The sequence below is a fragment of the Sphingobacterium griseoflavum genome, from assembly GCF_014653155.1.
In the GTDB taxonomy this organism is placed as follows: Bacteria; Bacteroidota; Bacteroidia; order Sphingobacteriales; family Sphingobacteriaceae; genus Sphingobacterium; species Sphingobacterium griseoflavum.
Map to the genome: position 1 here is coordinate 27071 of NZ_BNAF01000019.1, position 19842 is coordinate 46912.

Genomic DNA, 19842 nt, shown 5'->3' on the forward strand with positions numbered 1-19842 from the left:
ACAATTTAACAGATGGACACACTGGCAGATATAATAGGATTACTAAACGATACCGATAAAAAGCGTTTTAAGCAGTTTTTGATGCGGAAAAATAAAAGGGAAGATGTTAAGAACGTTCATCTGTTTGATTTGATTGATACTGACGATATACCCTCCCTTAATAAAATGCTTCTCCAGTGGAAAAATCGGGATGCATACCATGCTTTGCGGAAAAGATTGCAGGATAGTTTACTTCTATTTCTGTCCCAAAGGGCATTTGAAGATAGCCATTCCGATACCTACGAGGTACTTCGGCTTGTAGTTGTCGGGCGCTTCCTCTTGGAAAACGATTTGGCTAAGGTCGCGTTTAAATGTTTGGACAAAGCCGAGCGTCTGGCACTTCAACTGGATCAGTTTAATCTATTGAATGAGCTTTTGCTTCTAAAGCTCCAATACGCCCACCTTCCGGAAGCCGAACCGCTAGACGCCCTCAGCCTTCGTTTCTTGCACAACCAGGAAAATATGCAGCGCGAGGCGAAGCTGCATATGGCCTACGCCTTCTTGCGAACAGAATTACAGGCCATACAGCTTCAGGGCAAAATCGTCCAGTTGAGCAGCTTAATTATTACGACTATCCGGAAATATAGGATCGGCATCAAGGAGCTGATGACCTATAAGTCGATCTACCAAATTCTATTTATCGCCAACGAGTATGCGGCTATCCAGCAAAACTATACGTTGATCGAGCGGTACATAAAACGAGCACACTGCTTCATGGAAGATCAGCCCGAGCAAAAACCTGCACATCTTTTCTATCGAATATCCATCGCTTACTTTCTGGCCAATTTCCAGTTGCGACGCAAGGATTTTGATCGCAGTAAGGCTTACCTACAGGAAATGATGGAATTGATGGGTACGACTACCCGTTATTATCGCATATTTTATCTACGGCATCAATTGTTGTGTGCGCTCAACCTGTATTTTTGCGGTCAAGCTGACGCCGCTATTCGGCTGTCGCAAGAGACCTTGTCTACAGTCAAATCTTCTGACAAAGCCGAGGATGTTGCGGATGTAAGGCTGGCGTTGACCATGTTTATGGCGCAATGCAATGATCGATTAAGCCTAAGGCAACTTTCGTTGCTAACCCATACGGACGCTTGGTATGAAAAGAAGTTGGGCATGTTGTGGACCATTCGCAAAAATTTGATGGAGATTCTTGTGCATGCGCAATTCGAAAACATCGAGTTAGCCCTATCGCGAATAGGCACCTTCCGAAGGCGATACAAAAAATATCTACAAAGTACGGCCGAAGGACAGGTGCTATACTACCTTGACTTAGTGGAAAAAAGTCTGCTCAAACCCGATGTGGTCTTTCTAGATTCCTTCCAGGCAAAGGTGTGGCACTTGCTGGAGAACCCTGCAAATCAAGATATCTTTAATGCAAGCTTTATTGCTTGGCTGATGGCGCGGTGGCAGAAGAAGACAGCCTACCAAGTTAGTCTAGACCTCGTGTGCCACACGCGCAAAGATCGCGAGGGATGGGTGTTTGACCTATAGCTGCTGTTTAATGGCTTGAGGTGTCAGAGCGGGGAGATGTTACGCCGATTGAAGGCAATCTTATACCTGGCAATGTCTGTTTTCAGGTATAAGATTGTTTTCTTTGCGCGCCGCTATTCGGCTGTCTTTAGAATGTTGCGGTATAAATATTTGGGGTAGATATGTCGTTTCGCAAAGCGGGCCGGAGAGTCGGCGTTTACCAGTTTGATGTATTCATTGCGTGGCACGTTAAAATACTCATATTTACTGCCATCGAGAAAGCTGATCGTTAGGATGTGTCCTTTCCAATCAAAATCATTGATATTGGATTTCTCAATCGTGTTTTGATAAATCGGACGTTGATTGTCCAATGTTTCTGGACATATACTTACCAGAAAATGGTAGGCCTCGATCATCTCCTTGCTTTTTTCTTCGGCGTTACGAAGACCTTCCTCATCATTCACAAATTTATCGGGATGACACTCTTTCATAATTTGGCGATAGCGGGACTTTAGGGCGCTAAGGTCTGCTTTACTATCCAAATCTAAAAGTTTTCTGTAGTCTGCTATTTTTTTCATCGGCGCAAAGGTAGGTATTCTCTTTCACTGGTTCAACAAAAAGATTGCGACAGGTGGCAATATGCTCTTCATAATCAGCTCATCGCGGCGACGTGGGCGCTCATCCACTGAGCTGGCCTGCCGTAGACAGGTACTCCCGTATCAATGCGCTAAGTTCTGTTGCCCGATTTAAAGTCATGAAATGTCCCGCATGGAGCAACTGTATATCACTTTTGATGAATCTTATCGGCAGAACCCGATCTGCTGTGCCATGTATATGGAGCACCTGCATAGGAGCTTCTTTGTTCGTCCACAATGCAATTTGACGGAGCGCCCAAGCTAAAAAATCAGGATCTGTGTCTCGTAAGATTTCCCTTAAAAGTTTCCTCTCCCATGTGGAAGAGGTGCCAAACAGCCAATACAAAAATAGGCTGGGCCTTTTAAATAATTTTGTTGGCAGCAAAGCGTGCAGGCGCATTTTTCCGGCCCAACGGAAATAGGGAGGTATTTCATCGTGCGACTTGGCTGATGCTAAGAGCACCACTCGCTCGACCGCAATAAGCTTGGCGATCTCTACGGCAATCATCCCTCCAAAAGATAGGCCAATCAATATTGGTTTGTCATGTTTTATCTGCTCGAGCAACCGCGCTGCATAATCGGCCATGGATTCATTTTTAAACGCGGAGATCCACCGGATGTGGTGTATCGTACTGGGATCGAGGTCGAGTTTTTGAAAAGCTCGTTCATCGGCGCCCAAACCGCTAAAAATATAGATGTTTTTGTGTTGCTGCAGTTCGTCAGACATCGTTGTGCATTCTTCTGTTTTGTTGTTTGTTTTATTCTTGCCACATGAGCGCGCTACAGGAAAAGCCGTCGCTTTTTGTTCCGATCCGCTAAGGAAATTCGTTAGGATGCGGTTTGCGTGGCCTAATCGACATGCCACCAGTTGGTAAAGGTTTGTGTACTGTCCCTCAAACGTAGCGGTTCGCCAATTTTTGGCGTCAACAACGGCAAATGCTGTTCCTCGGATATACGAGCGATGTTGTCTAACGGTTCATACCAAGCATGTTTTCCCAGCGCAAATTTTGAATGATGGATGGTCATAAAACGCTTTGGCTGTAGGTCATCAACGGCCTTAATCAGATCTTTGGGCAGTAAATGTATATATCTCCAGTCCTCGTTATATTGTCCATTCTCGATAATGGCGAGATCAATGGTTTCGAATTTGTTTTTGATCATTTTGAAATGCCCATCGTAACCAGTGTCGCCAGAGAGGTAGATGTTGCCATATGAGCTCTGCAGCATGTAGGCTGCCCAAAGTGATTGGTTCCTTTTCAAACCGCGACCAGAGAAATGTCTGGCGGGCAATGCCGTCAGCTTCATTTTGTCGCCAATCATCACCTGCTCGTTCCAATCCACCTCTGTGACGATATCTGAATTAAAACCCCAGTGTTCCAGATGTGCACCAACACCCAATGGACAAATGACGGATTTTATCCGTTCCCGAAGTTCCAGCATGGTATGGTAATCAAGATGGTCCCAGTGGTCGTGGGTAATCAGTAGCAGGTCTATCGGCGGAATATCCATGGGACGGTATCGGTCTGATCCAAGAAATGGTTTGTTTAAAAAGGACACCGGCGAAGCAGATATCAAAACTGGGTCAACCAGAATGCGTTTGCCCTCCAACTGCAGAAACAAAGAAGAATGACCAAGCCATACCAAAACATCTTCTCCTGCGGGCAATTCTGCAAGCACTGTTTTTTCGGTAGGAAGCGTTTCCCTCGGAACCAGATCTTCGACTTTCGCGAACAAAAACTCCCAAGTGCTTTGCAACAGTGACTTGTCGCTGCTCATAACTTCAGTCGGAGCCGCATTTTCGAATGCCCCATTTTTGTATTGCGGAGATTGCTTGATACGTTGTAGTCTACTGCCGTCTGGCGATTTGCCAAATTGCCGGCTATTCAAGAAAATGGTGGCCGATACTGCGACCAATACCACAAGTGTCGCCAATGTGTAGGCTGTATATTTTAGTACTTGCTTTGCTTTAAATGTCATTATGCTCGGTATATGATTGAAAAATCGCCATCGCGAGGCGACAATCGATGTGAATTTAAGATAAAAAAATTGTAAAATAAAAGCGTTTGCGGGACCTAGCCTTTGTCATTCGCTTTTTTTGTGCTATTTTGCAGTACATTGAATTTCGGTTCATGCTATCTAACGATCTTCAAACTATGGCAAAGCAATTTTTTATTCCGGATTCTCCCTACCTCCCTCGTGATCTTGCCGGGCAACAGCAAAAGACCCAGCTGTATTTGCAGTCGTTGTTGCCATCGGTTGCTGATGAATCTTTAACGGATAAAACCGTTTATTCGTTTAGCTATGTCGATAGCAATAATGATGAGATCGTCTATACGGTTGGTAAAGAACATCCTTTTAAAAGTGCAAAAGTACTGCTTGTTTGCAAAGCAGCTGAAGTATTTTACGTATTTTCCGATGAAAGAGGGCTCAAGCCAGAGCGCCTTGATTTTAGTGGTCATAGCATAGCTGATTTGCAATTTTTCGATCTATTTTAAGAAGGTGGTGGGCTTTTGATAAGATCTGTCTATTTTTTGATCGTTTTCGGTTGTATACAGCGGTTATAACGTTCGGTTTATTCATGTTGGACACGATTTTATTTTCATTAATGCTCTTGCATTTATTATTTTTTATTTTTCTGCCCATTTAATGCCTTTTCATTGCTGATTGTTTTTAAAACGTGGTTCTTAAGTCATTTTTTTTGGCTCTATATTGAAATTTTTTCAAAAGTGATGCATCGCATTGTTTTAGCTTAAGGCAATAGCTAAGTTTGAAAAAGATAGACAAAACGCTTGAGGTTTTATTTGCTATGCACAACTAGCAGTGAAGCAAAGAGCAACATGCTGGATCGGCATTAATGATCAAAAAAGAAGCTGCATTCTCCCCAGAGTGCAGCTTTTTTTGAAATCAGGTTAAGGAGGAGCGGAGATTAGTGACTGCGCTCGTGGCAACACTAGCGGTATTGCCTTCTGGTTTCTAAAAAAAGGTCAATTTCATTTAATACGACAGGGAGTTTTTTCAATATATCCTGTGACCAAAATCGCAACACAGTATAGCCCATATCACGTAAGGCACGATTGGTGCGATCGTCCTTTTGCATGTTTCTCTCTATTTTCGGGATCCAAAATCGCCGATTCGACTTGATGCGTTGTCTGCTGTTCTTCCAGTCAAAGCCATGCCAAAACTCGCCGTCGACGAAGATCGCCAATTTGTATTTTTTGATGACGATATCGGGGCGCCCCGGCAAGGATTTGTCATGGAGGCGAAAGCGTATGTTCTTCGCCCACATTGCTTGCCGCAACAGGCGCTCGGGCTTCGTGTTCTTCCCTTTGATACGGGACATTATATGGCTGCGCTGCTGGCTGGTGTAAAAACCGAACGATTCCGAAAAACGCGGAACATGGATCTTAGCCTCTTCTTCTTCGTAGTTGCACATGTTCTTAGCCGATTAAAATTTTGCTCTGGCTACCATTAGCACAGCGAAAGGGCATTAATTGTTTTTTGCGCCCCCCTTTATCTGCCCATTTGCCATAACAAAAAATCCTGAAGCGGGGAGCATCAGGATCTTAACTAACTAACCAATTATTATTAACCTAAATTATGAATTATCTATATAACGCAGGGCCATATGCTTTTAGTATGTCGTCTACAAGAAAAATTTTTTTTACTATAACTGCGCTTTTAAGAACTATTTTATTTGCCGCAGCGTCATATTCTTGCATTTGCCCGACGAAAGAAAAAGTATTATGTCGTACATTGTAACACATAAGATGATCCCAAGCAATGATCTTGAATAGTTGAGTGTAGTTAGCAAAGTGCTTGTTAGCAAGACGATGATCCATTCACGCGTGCTACTACTACTACTACTACGATCATCGACAAAACATTCATGAGATGAAAAATGCGGAAAGAAATAGAGGCTTTGTCTTCAAGCAATATGAAGAACCTTTTCAAACGCCTTTTGACAAGTTGTTTGATATTTTTATGGAGCTCATCACCCATACCTCTGGTGATTTCGATGAAGCGATCGATTGGTTGCGGCAATTGGATAGGGAATTTAAGTTGACCACCCCAGACTACACAATCGACGATTTCATTGAGGACTTGAAAAAGAGGGGCTATATTAAGGAGCGGTTGCAACCGGATGGTAGCGGTGGTGTAGATATCAGCTCAAAACTGGAGAAAGCTTTGCGCCAAAATGCGTTAGAACAGATCTTCGGCAAGATGCGCAAAGGAAATTCCGGCAACCATAAGACCAAGCATAGCGGCCGTAGCGATGAGAGCACCGGCGACCATCGAAGTTATCAATATGGGGATAACCTCGACAAGATTGCCATGACCGAAAGTTTAAAAAACGCGCAGGTGAATCACGGCTTGGGTGACTTTAGTCTGTCGGAAGACGATCTGGTCGTGGAAGATACACAGTTTAAGTCGCAGATGAGCACCGTGCTGATGATCGATATCAGCCATAGCATGATCCTTTACGGTGAAGATCGCATTACCCCGGCCAAAAAGGTGGCGATGGCGTTGTCTGAGCTTATCCTTACCCGCTACCCAAAGGATTCGTTGGATGTCATTGTTTTTGGAAATGACGCCTGGCCCATCGCGATCCGTGATCTTCCTTATCTTCAGGTAGGGCCATTTCACACCAACACGGTGGCTGGTGTGCAGCTGGCCATGGATATTTTGAGACGCAAACGCCACGCCAACAAACAGATTTTTATGATCACCGATGGCAAACCCAGCTGCCTGAACATGCCGGATGGCTCCTATTACAAGAATCCAATGGGGCTCGATCCATTCATTACCAACAAATGTTATAGCATGGCGGCGCAAGCGCGTAAATTGGGTATCCCCATCACCACTTTCATGATCACCAGCGATCCCTATCTACAAGAATTTGTAGATGAGTTTACGGCGTCGAATAGGGGAAAAGCCTATTACACCGGATTGGGCAACTTGGGCGAAATGATTTTTGCCGATTACGAAGACAGCCGAAAAAAGCGGTTGCGTTAACACAAAGAAGAACAAACAAAAAGGCATTGCAGAGCATGCACCACACAAGAAGTTAGCTACGCAGCGTGCCCTAAAAAAACAAATATGGATTATACAACAATCAAAACCTTCGGCGACCTCAAAGCGTCAGGTTATACGCAAAAAGGCATTAAAGAGGAGCTACGCCAAAACCTTATCGAAAAAATTCGTCACGGACAAACAGTCTTCGAGGGCGTGTATGGTTACGAGGATACCGTGATCCCGGAGTTAGAGCGGGCTATCCTCTCCAAACACAATATCAATTTACTTGGCCTTCGTGGTCAGGCAAAAACTAGGCTGGCACGGCTGATGGTTAACCTATTGGACGAATATATACCGATCGTGGCTGGTTCGGAGATCAACGACGATCCTTTTCGTCCCATCTCGCGTTACGCCATCACGATGCTGCAAGAGCAGGGTGACAGCACGCCCATAAGCTGGCTTCATCGATCGGAGCGCTTCGCGGAAAAGTTGGCGACACCAGATGTTACCGTGGCAGATCTGATCGGCGATGTCGATCCCATTAAGGCGGCCAATATGCGGCTGAGTTATGCAGATGATCGCGTAATACACTTCGGTATGATCCCGCGTGCCAACCGCTGCATCTTCGTTATCAACGAGCTGCCCGATTTGCAAGCACGTATCCAAGTGGCTCTCTTTAATATTTTGCAGGAAGGAGATATCCAGATCCGAGGCTTCAAGCTCCGCCTACCGCTCGATTTACAGTTTGTGTTCACCGCCAATCCAGAAGATTACACCAATCGGGGCAGTATCGTTACGCCGCTCAAAGACCGGATAGGCTCACAGATCCTAACGCACTACCCGCGCTCGGTGGCCGTAGCCAAAACAATTACGCAGCAGGAAGCCGGGCTTGAGGTTGCGCAAAAGGAACATATCTATGTGCCCGAGCTCGCGCTGGACATTTTGGAGCAGGTCAGCTTTGAGGCGCGTGCAAGCGAGTTTATCGACGCCAAAAGTGGCGTCAGCGCGCGCATGGGCATCACCGCTTTCCAGAATCTATTGAGCACGGCCGAGCTGCGCATGCTGCGCAATGGCGACAGCGCGACGTCTGTACGTCTCGGCGACTTCCTCGGTATCATACCTGCTATCACCGGTAAGGTAGAGCTGCTCTATGAGGGCGAACAGGAGGGGGCATCCGCCGTGGCCATCACGCTGATCGAAAGCGCAATCAAAACATTGTTCCCAACGCTCTTTCCCAAGATCGAAAAGCTGGAGCGCGAAAATGAACGCTACCCTTACGATGATATTGTACGCTGGTTTGCCGATTCGGACGGTATCCAGTTGCCTGACGAGCTTACGAATGCCGAGTACCACCAGACGCTAGAACAAATAGAAGCGGTACAAAAGCTGATCGCGAAGTATCAGCCCGATACCAAAAAAGAAGACATTTACTTTGTAAGCGAATTTGTCCTATGGGGTTTAACGCTCTTTAGCAAATTGAGCAAATACCGCGTTGACAATGGCCTTCAGTTCCAAGATTCTTTTCAAGGATATTTAAGGAATCTGTAACAGTAGGCCAATGAGCATAGCTGCGGTCGTAAATCCCTATTTTTCCGGCCGCTTTTTTTTGTGATTGGATTCATGCAGTGTATAGATGCAAGTCGCTCATGCTCGTGGGTGAAATGCGCTACAAACTTTTTTAGTTGTATGCATCATCGCATTATTTTTCCAGCGCGTGTTCCACGGGAAGTGAAACCGTAAAACGGGATCCCACACCTTCTTCGCTGCTCACGGCTATTTCACCGCCATGGCGTTTTATGATTTCGGAAGCGATAAACAATCCAAGTCCCAAGCCCGCAAATGTGTTGTCCACTGAGCCACTGGCGCGAAAGAATTGGTCAAATACATGTTGTTGGTTTGTTTGCGAAATGCCAATGCCGTGATCCTCGACGGTTACAAACACTTTCTTATCCGAAACTTTCGTGTGGATCAATACCTCGTTCGCTTTGGGCGAATATTTGATGGCGTTGGAAAGCAGGTTGGTCACCACCTGGCCAATTCGGTTCCGATCGCCCGACACCAGCACGTTGCTCGCCAGGGTGAGCTTTATTCTATGTCTGCGGGAGGTTTGTTGCATCTCGTCGGTAATCTCCCGGATCAGCTCGTTGAAATCAAAATCTTCCGTATGGTATTGCAGCTGTCCTGCGGTCACCTTGGTGGCATCCAGCAAATCGCCTATGAGCGCCGTCAGCTTATTGATCTGGTTGTCCATCTTGGTCAAGAAAGCCTCCGCCTCCATATTGCCAGCCTTTTGAAAGCGGCGCTGCAAGGCCTGGGTATATCCCTTGATACTGGTTACGGGAGTTTTCAGTTCGTGCGAGGCCATACTGATAAAGTCGTTCTTTTGGCGTTCCAACTTTATTTTTTCGTTGATCTGACGCTGTAGCTCTTCGCTAAATACTTTTTGTTCATGGATATCTGCCTTGCGGGCTGTGATGTCGTCCAGTGCCAGCAAGATCAGCTGCTCGCCGTTAGGCTTGCTGATGGGCTGTATATTAAATTTTATAATGCGCTCGCCTATAGACGGGAAAGTGAATGCAATTTCTTTCTCGACCATGGTCTCATCCAGCGCTTGTACCTTCGTAAGTTCCTTCGTGAGTTCCGGGATATTCCATGCGCCATCCTGCAATTGGTAAATACTGGTGCCAATAGCAATTGATTCTTTGATTTTAAATATGCGACAGAAAGCATGGTTGGCCAGCTGTATCATCATGTCCTTGTCGAGCATCAGTAACGGTTCGTGCAGCACTGCAATGATGGCGTCCGATAGCTTTTTGCTCGAGGTCAGTTCTTCATTGCTGTCAAATAGTTCCTGATTGACGGTGAGGAGTTCTTCGTTGGTGCTTTGCAGCTCCTCTTTGCTAGTTTCCAATTCCTCGTTCAAGCTTTGCAGCTCCTCGCTGCCGCTTACCAGTTCTTCATTGGTGCTTTGCAGCTCTTCATTCGTCAATTCCTGCTCTTCGGTGATGGTGCGCATATCTTCCCGTGCTTGGGCAAGCTCGTACTCCAGCTGCATGATGCGTTCCTCTTCGGCAGACCTTTTAAGCTTAGCACTGATACGCTTGCGCGGCAACGCCACATTTTGCTCTTTAAATATCACCAAATAATAGAGGTCGATCGTGTTCAAAAGCGGTACCACCTCAATAGATACCAGCGATTCGCCCATATTAAAGGATATGCCTTCTTTCGTGAAAGGCTCCCGCGAGGTTTTGACACGGTGCAGGGCGTTTCGCAGCTCGAAGGATAGCCCCTCTTTAGCCATCCTCATCAAGTTGAAAGTAGCTTTCCCAGAGGGCGGTTCCAAATATTTTGCCGAAGAGCCCCGAAATTGTACGATATCAAACTGCTCGTTCACAATGACACTTACCGGCATATACTTGGCAAGCAACAGCTCATCCGCACTCTTTTGGTAATCTTCTACTTTCATATCGTTGTTGCGGAGTATCTCGTTATTTGCTTTGTAAGCTGATTCTTTGCGTTCACCCATTACCGTAATGTATTTACGGCTGACGGATTTACGCGTGTAAAATTTATTCTTTTTGTCCAATGATTGAAAAAACTCCGAAGCTGTTCCTGCAGATTCCGATTTTCCAAGCCATAATATGCCTTTTTCGCGCAGCGCGTAATGGAAGGTAGTGAGTGTTTTTTTCTGCAAAAAAGGCTTGAAGTAGATCATCACATTTCTGCACGAAATAAGGTCCATGCGCGCAAATGGCGGGTCTTTTAGGAAGCTATGTGCTGCGAAAACGCACAAATCGCGGATTCGCTTTTTAACAATATACTGGTCATTGGATTTTTCGAAATAGCGGGAGAGATGCACGGGACTCAGTCCGGTAAGCTCCTTTTTTGCATAGCTACCGCTCCGCGCTTTTTTAATGGATTTTTCCGAAATGTCGGTAGCAAAGATTTGCACCCGCTGTTGGGATAGGCGCTCGCCAAAATGCTCCTCCAAAGCCATGGCTATGGAGTAAGGCTCTTGCCCCGTGGAACATCCAGCCACCCAAATCCGGATGGGATCGTCGGTTTTTTTACTTTGCATCAGCTCGGGTAAGATCTTGCGTGTCAAGGCTTCGAAAGCCGAATGGTCGCGGAAGAAGCTTGTCACCGGTATCAAGAGATCGTAAAACAACAGCTCTTGTTCAGCAGGATTTTCTTCCAAATGCTTTCGATAAGCGTCGATATCTGCCAATTTCAGCATCAACATTCGTCGCAATATCCGCCGCCTGATCGTGGTTTGCTTATACAGACTGAAATCGGCACCCATCCGATGCTGTATTTCCATCAATATTTTACGATAAGTATCTTCTTCATCACCTGCACGATCCTCCATATTTAGGGCCCAATCGTCACGCACCAAACCAAAAAACGTGGTCAGCTTTTCGCCGATCTGCTCGGGAGGTAGCACAAAATCGATGATGTTGGCGTCTACCGCATGGTTGGGCATAGACGGAAATTCTGCCGAGTCGTCTTGAGCTATCGTCAGTCCACCACACTCCCGGATGGCCATCAAGCCATTTGTGCCATCTTCGCCACTTCCAGATAAAACTACCGCAGCCGAGCTGGCTTCATAGGCACTGGCTAGGGAATGAAATAACACATCTACCGCTCTGTTGCTTTTTTCCTTCAATGGGCGAAGGTTCAGCTTGAGGAAGCCATCGGCCACCGTCACAATCTTGTTCGGTGGAATAACATAAACGTGGTTGCGTTCGATGGGGAGATGCTCTGTGATGGATACCACGGGTATCGAAGTTATTTTTTGTAGCAGTTCAGGCAATAAGCTGTTTTTGCCCGGCAGCAGATGCTGCACCAATACAAAGGCCATTCCAGAATTTTCAGGGATGCCCTTTAGCATAGCCTTGAAGGCATCCAATCCACCTGCAGAGGCACCGACACCTATAACCGGAAAATTACTTTTTTTATGGTGTGTAAAATCTTTTTCTATGGTCATATTGTCTGCACGCCGCATTTACCATGTGGTTCCCTGTAAAGATAGTAAAATTTAGCACAGTAGTAAGCAGCTTTTTACTTTGGGGCAGGTTAAAATCAGTAGAATCTGTTGCAAGGTTGCTTACCCAAATTGGCTGAGGTTGCTGACTAGCGGCAGGGTAGCACGACTACGGAGATGCGGTATGGTTCGGGCTGTCGATTTGTATTTTTTTCCGGGCGTTTTCTCCGGCATATTTCGTGATAATATGTTCTGTAGCTATTTTCAGTGCGTGCCCTAATTTTACAGGATGAAAGCCGGGCTGGGTAAAGAATTCTACTTCATTGTCAATTTTTGAGTACCAAACACGACCGACATCGGACATGCTTAACGTATCTTCCCGCTGAATCTTCGCAAAGTAGCTGAGCTGCTGTCTGTCCAATCCAATAACCTGATAGGGAAACGTCTTATTATGACAATCTACTTCTACGTATTTTTCTCCATTCCAGCACATACAATCTTTTTTTGGATAAAGACTAAAGATCATGTAGACAAGTGCGATACCTGACGAAGTGAGCAAAAATATTTTCGTTTTTCTCGGGCTAACTTTTTGCAACGGAGCATCGCGGCCCGGCATCAACCTTCCGGTTGTATTCGTTTCGTTCTGCCGGGAGCTTTCATAGGGTGGGGCTGCAGCAATCGCTGTGTTCGTTTGTGGTTGCTCGGTGTTTTTTTTAATATCTACCGGCTCGATGCGTCCGGCAGTACCGCTATTGGTGCCACGCAGTTCAAGAGCGTCCGCGCCAGACTCAGACAAGGGCTTCTCTTCATAACGCGCTGCAAAACTGTTTTTGGCTATTATGGATTCTGCAGACTCACCAGTTTTTTTCTTGGCAATATCTGCCTCATCAGGATCAGCATCTGCTACCCCAACTCTGCCAGTTTCATCGTTTGTCGTCCGTTTTTCTTCGAGCCATACGTCAAATGGTCTTGGTTTAAAGTCAATAAATATGGCGAGCAACTTAATGACATTATCGGTTGGCTTGCTTGTTCGTTCTTGGAGAAAATCCTGTAATGGACGAAACTTATCCGCGCCAGCTTTTTTTATTTCCTTCTTAAGATCATCCGCATGATCAACATCCCCGAATATTTTCATCAGCTCAGATAGCTCGCTATCAAGCTCCCCGTTCTCCAATCGTCGTAAAAACTCTTTCATGAGATCACGTCGCGTGGCTCGCCGTAAATGATCGAGCTCTTTTTGATTTCGCTTTTCGTAAAAAGCGTCCACTATGGCTTTGAGGTATAGGTCAATTTCAAACATCATCACAAAATTAACACAAACGGTATTTCGGGAAATACGGGAAACCGTATCGTTCACACTGCTTAAAACTATCGGTAAATCTGTGGAAATCTCGGTGTTCTACGGTAGCTCACGGAAGTCGTGGTATAAGTAGGGAAATGCCGGAAATCCATGATAAAAAGGATTTTAACCGCCATAACTTTGTTCTCGAAGTCAGCTGATAGTCGATTAGTTTATGAGGCTAAGATACGAAACTGATTTCACAATGAGAAGATATCGCGGTAGTCTTTAGCCGGTTTGGGAAGCAGCTTCTGCCTCCCGCGATTGACACTCCCACTTCCCAAAAAATTCAGAAGGCCTTCTGAAAACATTTGTAGTAATCCCGTGCACGGAGCACGCGGACCTACCAAGTTTTTGACTTTTAATTTTTTGAATTATGTGGTACTTAATTTTTGCACTTCTATTTGGTCAAGGTGGTCAGTCGACAGGCACTTGCGGTAATCCAGGACAGCCAACCACGCAGGCTTTTGATGAAGGTGGCGATACAGGTTCGCCGCGCCCACCGATCCCGCCAATTCCACCGATTCCACCAAAACCATAATTTGGCGGTCTTCATATTCGTAAAAGAGCGGGGTAGTATTGCACTAACCCCGCTTTTTTTGTAATTTGATCTAAAATTTTAACCATTGAAAAAAACTATATTATTTCTAGCTTGCCTGATTCTAATAGGTTGTCAAAATAAGGAAAATGCTAAAACGGCAAGTCTAGAAGGGTACAAGTTATACAGTGATGCTGTAAAATATTTAGATCTTGCAGTTCTAGATAGCGCCTTTCTTGTATTTGAAGAAGCAAAAAATATCTTTTTAGAAAGTTCGGATAGTCTCAACGTTGCCAACTGCTTCATTAATATGTCCATAATTCAAAGAGACGAAGGAGATTATTTCGGGTCGCAAGAAACGGGACTAGAAGCGATCGATTATTTGGATAGTAAGAAACCTGAACACTATGTCTATCTAAGTTCCAATTACAATAATTTGGGTAATGTGACAAGCGCCCTTGGCGATAAGGCTAAGGCTATTGAATTCTACAATTTGGCTATTAAGTACGAAGGCGATTCGGCCTCAACTAGAACCTACCGAAACAACTTAGGAAAGCTTTATCAGGATGAAAAGGATTATAATCAGGCGATTGCCATTTACCGAGCCGTTTTAAAAGATGAAAAAACTGGAACAACCGCTTTTGCACGCGTATTGACAAATTATGCAACTGCTATGTGGAAATCACAAGAAAGATACAATCCAGTAAAAGATTTTACTGTAGCATTAAATATCCGAAAAAAAGAGAAAGATCTTTGGGGGCAAAATTCCAGTTATGCACACTTTTCTGATTACTATGCAAAGCGAAATTTAGATTCTGCACTTTATTTTGCACGAAAACAGTATATTACAGCGCAACAAATTCCAAGTGCTGTCGACCAAGTAAGCGCATTGAAGCGACTTATCCAATTAACACCCGGTGATTCCAGCAAGAGATACTTCGCCGTTTATCAACAATTAACAGATAGCATCCAACAAGCTCGTGCGGCCGCCAAAAACCAGTTCGCCCTGATCCGGTACGAGGTCGAAAAAAATAAGGCAGACAATCTACGCCTGCAGAAGGATAATGCCGAAAAAACCAATCGTCTTATTGGACTCTCCATCGTTTTCCTGTTTGCTGGAACGGGGGCCACTTTATGGTATAAAAAACGGAAACAACGTTTGGAGCTGGAAGCCCAGAGCCGCGTTAAAGAAACGCAGCTCCATCTATCCAAGAAAATCCACGACGTGGTGGCAAATGGCCTCTACCGTGTGATGACGGAGTTCGAATATAAGGAGGAGATCGATCGGGAAGGGATGCTAGACAAACTGGATTATATGTATAACCAATCTCGTGATATTTCCCATAATGTGGAACAGCAGAGTATCACGACGGTCGCCTACCATGATGAAATTGCAGGCTTACTGAAGTCTTTTGCCCAAGATAAACGGCGGATACTGATCGTAGGAAACGATGATGAGCATTGGGAGGCTGTCGGAAAGCGTGCCAAGCAGGAGATCAAACATGTCCTGCAGGAACTGATGGTCAATATGCGCAAGCATAGTCAGGCGGATCAAGTGCTCGTGCGCTTTGAAAAGGTGGGCGAGACCATGCGTATCTATTACCACGATAATGGGGTAGGCTTTCTTCCGCAAAAATCTAGGGGAAAAGGTTTGTCGAATACGGTTTCCCGTATGGAAAGCCTTGGGGGCAGCATTACCTTTGTCAGTGAACCGGGAGATGGCCTCCGCATAACGGCCAGTATCCCATTACGCAAAAGATAACAAATGTATGTTTAAAAAAGTACTCATTGCCGAAGACCATGATACCGAAAATATAGCGGTACAGATCACCTTGCGCGATCTCGGAGTCGAAAGTCCAAAATATGTCTACTACTGTGACCATGCCCTCAATTGGATCAAGAATGCCATTCGTGATGGCGAACCCTATGATCTGCTGATTACCGATATTGAATTTGAGGCTGACGGCAACGTTCAAGCGATTCCCGACGGACTAGCATTGATCAAAGTGGTGAAAGAAATACAGCCCGAAATCAAGACAATTGTTTTTACCGGAAAAGATCGGTCTACCACGATCAATGCGCTGTTTAAAGCAGGTCTCCTTGATGGACATGTGGTCAAAGCGCGCCGCGGCGGTCAGTACTTGCGGGAGGCTATTCAGGCAGCCTATCAAAACAGGATATATCAATCACCCGATATACAGAAAATAGCGCAGGAGCGAAATTCCCATGAATTTACACAGTTTGATATGCATATTATCAGGTTGTTATATGAGGGCATTTCGCAAAAGGAAATGCCGGAATACCTACGGCAACGCGAAATCCGGCCTTCCAGCCTAAGTAGCATCGAAAAGCGATTGAATCTTATGAAAGATGTCTTCGGCTTCACCAAAAATGAGCAGCTCGTTGCGCACTGCAAAGAGTTGAAGCTTATTTAAGGTAGTGAATATTCTTTACGGTTTACCATAAAATGTTCTGCTCAACCGTGCTTATTTTTGGGCTATAGCAACGGTAAAGATTAACCTCAGATATTCGTGTTCATTATTAACCTAACGTTGTAAAACGGAGAGGCCTTCAAGATTGATGGCCTCTTTTTCTTGCTTTAATGCGGTGATTGTTAGGGTGATATTTAGTTTCGCTGTATTTTGCTTTTACGGGTTCCCGTAAAAATGCCATTGCATAAGCCTGTACTTTTGTGGTAATAATTAACCAAACTATTTGGAATATGGATACAACAAATTTAGTTCAAGATACCCTGTCGGATAGCAGGAGCATCTTTGAGCGGATTCGATTGGAACTGTTGCAGGCCAAGCAAGAGATATTGGTTGCTATGGCTTGGTTCACGGATGAAGATCTTTTCTCTGTGCTGCAAGACCGCCTCTTGCAGAACGTGAAAGTTTCCCTCATTATCTCCGAGCAGGTCGATAATGAAAAACTCGACTTTGATGCGCTGCGGCGAAAAGGAGCGGAGGTCATCAAAGTAAAAAATGTGGGCTGGGGAATGATGAATCAAAAGTTCTGCGTGATCGACCGCAAGATTGCCATCACCGGCTCCTACAACTGGACGATTAATGCCAAGAACAATAACCACGAAACGGTGGTGGTAACCAATTTTCCTAAGACGATCGAGGAGCTCGTGCGCACATTTTCCGGTATTAAAGATCGGGCGGAAAGACTTCTTAGCGGCGAAACGCTCGAAGATATCGCAACGCCGGATCATGAAGTACTGTTGACCAAAGAAACCACTTCTATAGCTATGCAAACACCTATCAGACAAACATCGATGAGTTTTTATGAGCAATCCCTGAAAGCGTACAGCGATGTATTGGATCACGTCATCGCCTCTGAGGTGGGGTCGTTTGATAAAGAGCTGCTAAAAGCTAGCGGGTTCAATAGGGCGATGGAAAACAATGGCGATCATCAGATTCTGCCGCAGGCCATGGATAGCCTTTACTCCAATTTCATCAACGAAGTGGAGGTGGTTGAGGAAAAGAAGAATAGACTACTGGCGCGAATCGAAGAAGAACGCAAAATAAGTGTGGCCAGTGTAGAACTCAAAACAGCAAATGAGATCGATCATGTCAAAGAAATTGGCCTATTGGAAGCAAGCAATTCGGATGGAGAGATCCTGCGGTTGACAACGGAGATAACCGATAAACAGCATCAATTAAAGTCAAATCGGGAAACCCAGATTCCATTCTTTAACGATAAAATTGCAGTGCTCCAAGATAAGATCAATGCCCTGCAGCTAGCCTTTGTGAAGCCGCCCATTAATTGGCCGGCAACGGCGGTTTTGGGCTTTATGACGTTGCTGTTAGTCTTGTATATATTCGTGTTCTACTCGTCGGTGGCCTACATTTTTATCTTCTCCAAAGAGGATATCAAAACCATGCTTTTATCAGGGGCACCCATTATCGAGGCTCCCGAGGTTTTCAATCCGCATGCCATTTCCAAGATATGGGATAAAGGTGCCGGTGGCATTCTTTTTTTGTTTTTGTTCGTAGCAATTCCTTTGGCATTGGGCATGTACAAGGTCTTCTTTAAGGGAGCCTCGCAGGATATCGATCGTAAAGAGGACAACCAGCAAAATGCCCCGATGGGTCAATTTTTGATACGGAATTTAGGGATCATCCTCATTATTGTCGTTGATGTTTTCATTGCATACAAGGTTGCGGTCAATATCAACGCTATCGAACTTATTACCGGCGATACGGATAAAGAAATGGATGTTTTAGATCTGCTGGGCAACAGTAACTTTTGGTTGGTTTTTGCGCTTGGTGCGTTGGGCGTTTTTTTATTTAGTGTCTTCTTTGAGAGATTCTTCATCTTGCTAGACAGCCGCACGACTACGCATCACCAAGAAAAAGTGAAGTATGAGGTAAACACGTTCGAGAAGGCTATCGAGGAACATCTCTGTACCATCAACGCGTTGAAGCTAGCGTGTGATGGGGCCGAGGCAGCTATTGTTAAGTTGATGGAAAGCAAAGAAGAGCGCATCCGTCAGGGGCAACAAGCGCCGATCCATCAGAACGACAAAATCAAGGGTTTTCAACAGCAGCTTTTATCTTACAAGGAGCGTATCGGCAATATCGGGTCCATGTACCGTAGCCAGATTGAGAACGATAAACTACCCATCTCGAAAGCCGAGCTGGAGAATAGAGTCAATATCTACATGGAAGGATGGAGCAAATTTCTGTATCAGGACTATGCTATTTTGCGTGCAGAAACGAAAACCAGGGAAGCTATTCAAGCCTGTGAAAGCTGGCTCAGCCAGCGAAACGTTGTCGCAGACTTGCAAAGCTCCATTTCCGAAAACCTGATCTCGCTACAAAATTAATCTACATAAATATGACAACAAGAGTTAATTTAATTCCAGTGCTGTTGGCAGCGCTTATCCTGCACACGGCCTGCGGAGGTACGGAGCCTCCGCCGCCTATAGCCACTACCACGATTAAGGATTTCAATGTGCTTTTCGTTCCCGATCTGTCCAATCGTATCAATGCCGATCTTTACCCCAAGCCCGTGCATGATACCATACTCCTCAACCATGCCCTCGGCCAAATTCGATATTTCTGCTCGTTGAACAACAGAAAGACCGGCCAGCAGGATATCTACAAGCTCGATTTTATCAATAAGGGCGTGTTGAGTCGGCAGGCGGTGCGTCCCAGTGAAATGGAAATAAACCTGCGCAAGTTCGGAAACGACATGATCAAAAGAGCGAATTACTTTAGGCACAGCCTGCAGCCTGATACGGAGAAGTTCAAGAGAAATGTAGAATCGTTATATGACTACGCTGCGGTGCATCCGTCCGGTGCCGATGTATGGAATTACTTTAACGAAACGATACGTGGATCATTGCTTCGTGTGCCGGAAGAGGAGGTTTTGCGAACGAAGAACAACATCGTTGTTAAGGCTAATAAAAACGTTGCTGTCCTTTTGACCGATGGCTACATAGAGAGTGCGAATAAGGGGCAAGGATATTTGGTCAATGGCGAGACCATCGATAAGATCCGTAAAGACTACAACAGTAGCGGTTCCCAAGACCTGAAGCAGTTCGTGTATGCTAATAAGGACTATGCGATCAATAAAACCACGCAATCCCTATCGGGACTCAACGTACTCGTATGCGAGGTGGTCGACCGCTCGTTGGACAAAAATGGCGCTGCACGTGTGCAACCTACGGATTTCCAGATTATGGAGCTGCTGTGGACAAAATGGTTAACCGAGTCCGGGTGCGATCAGGTGAAGGTGCAGCAGGCGGTCAAAACACCGGAAGAGTTTGGCGCAAACCTAGAAACATTTTTAAGTAGTCTGTAATTCA

General features: G+C 45.2%; 15 protein-coding genes. 9 read left to right on the forward strand and 6 right to left on the reverse strand.

The genetic code is table 11. The features are described from left to right. Window positions 1–12 precede the first annotated feature (12 nt). On the forward strand, window positions 13–1536 hold the full coding sequence (locus tag IE165_RS18050; protein ID WP_189628055.1) for a hypothetical protein: 1524 nt from the start codon (window positions 13–15) through the stop codon (window positions 1534–1536). Window positions 1537–1649: 113 nt separating this feature from the next. On the opposite strand, the gene IE165_RS18055 is transcribed toward IE165_RS18050, so the two are convergent. The 3 genes from IE165_RS18055 to IE165_RS18065 form a co-directional block, all read right to left on the reverse strand. Further along, window positions 1650–2093, reverse strand: a complete 444-nt coding sequence (locus IE165_RS18055) for a KTSC domain-containing protein (RefSeq protein WP_189628056.1) — start codon at window positions 2091–2093, stop codon at window positions 1650–1652. 100 nt (window positions 2094–2193) lie between these two features. Continuing rightward, complete coding sequence (locus IE165_RS18060; protein ID WP_189628057.1) at window positions 2194–2877, reverse strand: alpha/beta fold hydrolase; 684 nt, start codon at window positions 2875–2877, stop codon at window positions 2194–2196. Window positions 2878–2999: 122 nt separating this feature from the next. Beyond that, window positions 3000–4127, reverse strand: coding sequence for an MBL fold metallo-hydrolase (locus tag IE165_RS18065; protein ID WP_189628058.1), 1128 nt, complete (start codon window positions 4125–4127; stop codon window positions 3000–3002). A gap of 176 nt (window positions 4128–4303) precedes the next feature. Here IE165_RS18065 and IE165_RS18070 point away from each other — a divergent pair, with 176 nt between their 5' ends. Continuing rightward, window positions 4304–4645 carry a hypothetical protein gene (locus IE165_RS18070; RefSeq protein WP_189628059.1) on the forward strand — a complete coding sequence of 114 codons (342 nt, stop codon included), beginning with the start codon at window positions 4304–4306 and terminating at the stop codon, window positions 4643–4645. Window positions 4646–5100: 455 nt separating this feature from the next. Here IE165_RS18070 and IE165_RS18075 read toward each other — a convergent pair whose 3' ends face one another. After that, complete coding sequence (locus IE165_RS18075) at window positions 5101–5583, reverse strand: very short patch repair endonuclease (RefSeq protein WP_189628060.1); 483 nt, start codon at window positions 5581–5583, stop codon at window positions 5101–5103. 458 nt (window positions 5584–6041) lie between these two features. Here IE165_RS18075 and IE165_RS18080 point away from each other — a divergent pair, with 458 nt between their 5' ends. Together IE165_RS18080 and IE165_RS18085 are read left to right on the forward strand one after the other, a co-directional pair. Continuing rightward, window positions 6042–7163, forward strand: coding sequence for a vWA domain-containing protein (locus tag IE165_RS18080; RefSeq protein WP_189628061.1), 1122 nt, complete (start codon window positions 6042–6044; stop codon window positions 7161–7163). Window positions 7164–7247: 84 nt separating this feature from the next. Beyond that, entirely contained in the window at window positions 7248–8711 is a 1464-nt protein-coding gene (locus IE165_RS18085; protein WP_189628062.1) for a magnesium chelatase, read from the forward strand. A 151-nt stretch (window positions 8712–8862) separates the two neighbouring features. Here the strand turns inward: IE165_RS18085 and IE165_RS18090 are convergent, their stop codons facing one another. Both IE165_RS18090 and IE165_RS18095 read right to left on the reverse strand, forming a co-directional pair. Beyond that, entirely contained in the window at window positions 8863–12150 is a 3288-nt protein-coding gene (locus tag IE165_RS18090; RefSeq protein WP_189628063.1) for a CheR family methyltransferase, read from the reverse strand. A 166-nt stretch (window positions 12151–12316) separates the two neighbouring features. After that, a complete protein-coding gene (locus IE165_RS18095; protein ID WP_189628064.1) occupies window positions 12317–13504 on the reverse strand; it encodes a hypothetical protein in 1188 nt (395 codons plus the stop codon). A 358-nt stretch (window positions 13505–13862) separates the two neighbouring features. Here IE165_RS18095 and IE165_RS18100 point away from each other — a divergent pair, with 358 nt between their 5' ends. The 5 genes from IE165_RS18100 (at window position 13863) to IE165_RS18120 (ending at window position 19838) form a co-directional block, all read left to right on the forward strand. Further along, window positions 13863–14027, forward strand: a complete 165-nt coding sequence (locus IE165_RS18100) for a hypothetical protein (RefSeq protein WP_189628065.1) — start codon at window positions 13863–13865, stop codon at window positions 14025–14027. Window positions 14028–14334: 307 nt separating this feature from the next. Next, window positions 14335–15786 (forward strand): tetratricopeptide repeat-containing sensor histidine kinase, encoded by a 1452-nt coding sequence (locus IE165_RS18105; protein WP_189628066.1) that lies wholly within the window; start codon window positions 14335–14337, stop codon window positions 15784–15786. 7 nt (window positions 15787–15793) lie between these two features. Beyond that, complete coding sequence (locus IE165_RS18110; RefSeq protein ID WP_189628067.1) at window positions 15794–16459, forward strand: response regulator; 666 nt, start codon at window positions 15794–15796, stop codon at window positions 16457–16459. 287 nt (window positions 16460–16746) lie between these two features. Then, a complete protein-coding gene (locus IE165_RS18115) occupies window positions 16747–18858 on the forward strand; it encodes a phospholipase D-like domain-containing protein (RefSeq protein WP_189628068.1) in 2112 nt (703 codons plus the stop codon). A gap of 11 nt (window positions 18859–18869) precedes the next feature. Then, window positions 18870–19838: a hypothetical protein gene (locus IE165_RS18120; RefSeq protein ID WP_189628069.1), complete on the forward strand. Its 969-nt coding sequence runs from the start codon at window positions 18870–18872 to the stop codon at window positions 19836–19838. Window positions 19839–19842: the final 4 nt, after the last annotated feature.